The organism is Aquitalea sp. S1-19, from assembly GCF_024343515.1.
This window is the reverse complement of record NZ_RJTZ01000278.1, coordinates 1-1,764: the sequence shown is the minus strand read 5'-3', so window position 1 is coordinate 1,764 and position 1,764 is coordinate 1. Positions and strand designations below refer to the sequence as shown.

Annotated in this window: 2 protein-coding genes; one reads left to right on the top strand and one right to left on the bottom strand. The window is 56.4% G+C overall.

From position 1 onward, the window contains the following. On the bottom strand, window positions 1-1,330 hold a 1,330-nt coding region (locus EGI20_RS18310), incomplete at its 3' end, for a YdgA family protein (protein ID WP_498633122.1). A 146-nt stretch (window positions 1,331-1,476) separates the two neighbouring features. Between EGI20_RS18310 and EGI20_RS18305 the strand changes: the two genes are divergently transcribed. Continuing rightward, on the top strand, window positions 1,477-1,764 hold a 288-nt coding region (locus tag EGI20_RS18305), incomplete at its 3' end, for a fatty acid desaturase (protein ID WP_498633121.1).

Sequence of the window (1,764 nt, the reverse complement as noted above, 5' to 3'; positions counted from 1 at the left end):
TGCGTGCCTGTGCGACCACCATGGTTTCCAGTGCCGGTTTGGGCAGTGAGACATCGGCGTCGACAATAAAGCGGCTGATAAAGGTCAGCGGTGACTTAAGGTCGGTTTCCTGGAAGCCCTTGATCGCCATGGAGCCGGTCAGCGAGCTCATGCCGCTAGGCAAGCCCAGCTCAAGCTGGTGAACCACCAGCTTGGGATCGTTTTGCAGTAGCGGTACACCATTTTTCAGGATGGTATCGATATAGCGCTTGCGCATATCTGCCGGTGCAATGTTCTCGAATGGGATCTTGGATAGCTCCTGATCCAGCTTGACCAGTGTCGGGCCATGCAGGTGGTTGGCCGAGATATCGAGCTTGAGCGGGCCGTATTTCTGCTCGTCGTAGCGGAAAGTCTCAAAGCCTAGTTTGCCGCGCGTATTGACGAACTGATCCTGCTCGCTGGTAACAATCTGGTAGTTCAGCTTGGTCAGCTCGACATTGGATGGCTTGAGCTCGCCCGACGGGTTGATGAACTCGCCCACCCTGACCCGCGTGACCAGATAAATCAGTTCGTTCAGCTTGATGCTGTAAGGAATGGCTTCCTTCCAGCCCAGCTTGACGTTGTTGACGTTCAGCTCGCCAGTGCCCAGACGCACGCCACTATCGCCGGGGCGAACATCGGATACATAACGTACGCCGTCAAAGGCAAAGCGTCCCTTGCTGGCCGCATCCAGCACAAAGCCCGGAGAGTCGGCTTCCAGCAGATATTCCTTGAAGCCGCGCCCGTAATCCACCTTGAGGTCGAAGCCCTGCCAGTTCATCTTGACGCCGGCCAGTGTCTCTTCGTAGTCAAACTTGGGAATATTGACTTTCAGCTCGCCGCCACCGCCAAAGCCCAGACGGTTGGTCACGGTAATCGGTTCGGCTTCGCCGAAGAAGCGCGACAGTGTCTTGCGCGTAGCCGGGCTCATATCGAACTCGGTGGTCACCAGTGCGCGGGCCGGCATCAGGTTGAAGCTGGCAAGGCCGGGCAGCGGGCCATGCTGGATCTTGTTGGTATAACGCAGCGTACCGCCCAAGAGCGGGCGCAGATTATCGGGCAGAGCACCCAGATAAGGGCCGAGCAGGCGCTTGTTCAGCTCAAGCTCGGTGGTTTCGGTCGAGGAAAACCAGCCGCGCTGGTAACTATGCGACTTGATGGTAAACATCGACATGGTGGACAGCAGCTTGTGCTGTTCGGCCAGCGTTGCTTCGGCCTTGATACCGGCCCAATAGGAGAAGCCGCCATACAGGGCGGCAAGGGAGGCTGCTGTTGCTGCAGCCAGTTTCCAGCTTTGCTTCTTGATATTCACGAAACCTGCTCTGCGTTGAGTCCAGAGTGGCATCTTACAATACTCGTTGCCGGCTGACGATGGCCTGGCCACGCAATAAACATAGCCATGCCATAAAAATAAACGATAGAATCGAGTAATCTGTCTAATAATGGTGCGAACGCAAGATGCAGTGGCTTAATGGTTTGATTGATCTGCCCTGGTGGGGCTATATCCTGGTAGGGCTGGGGCTGACCCATATCACTATCGCATCGGTGACTATTTTCCTGCATCGCCATCAGGCGCACCGCGCGCTGGATCTGCACCCGCTTCCCAGCCATTTCTTCCGTTTCTGGCTATGGCTGACCACAGGTCAGGTGACCAAGGAGTGGGCGTCTATCCATCGCAAGCATCACGCCAAGTGCGAAACGGCGGAAGATCCGCATAGCCCGGTGGTACTGGGCATACGCAAGGTG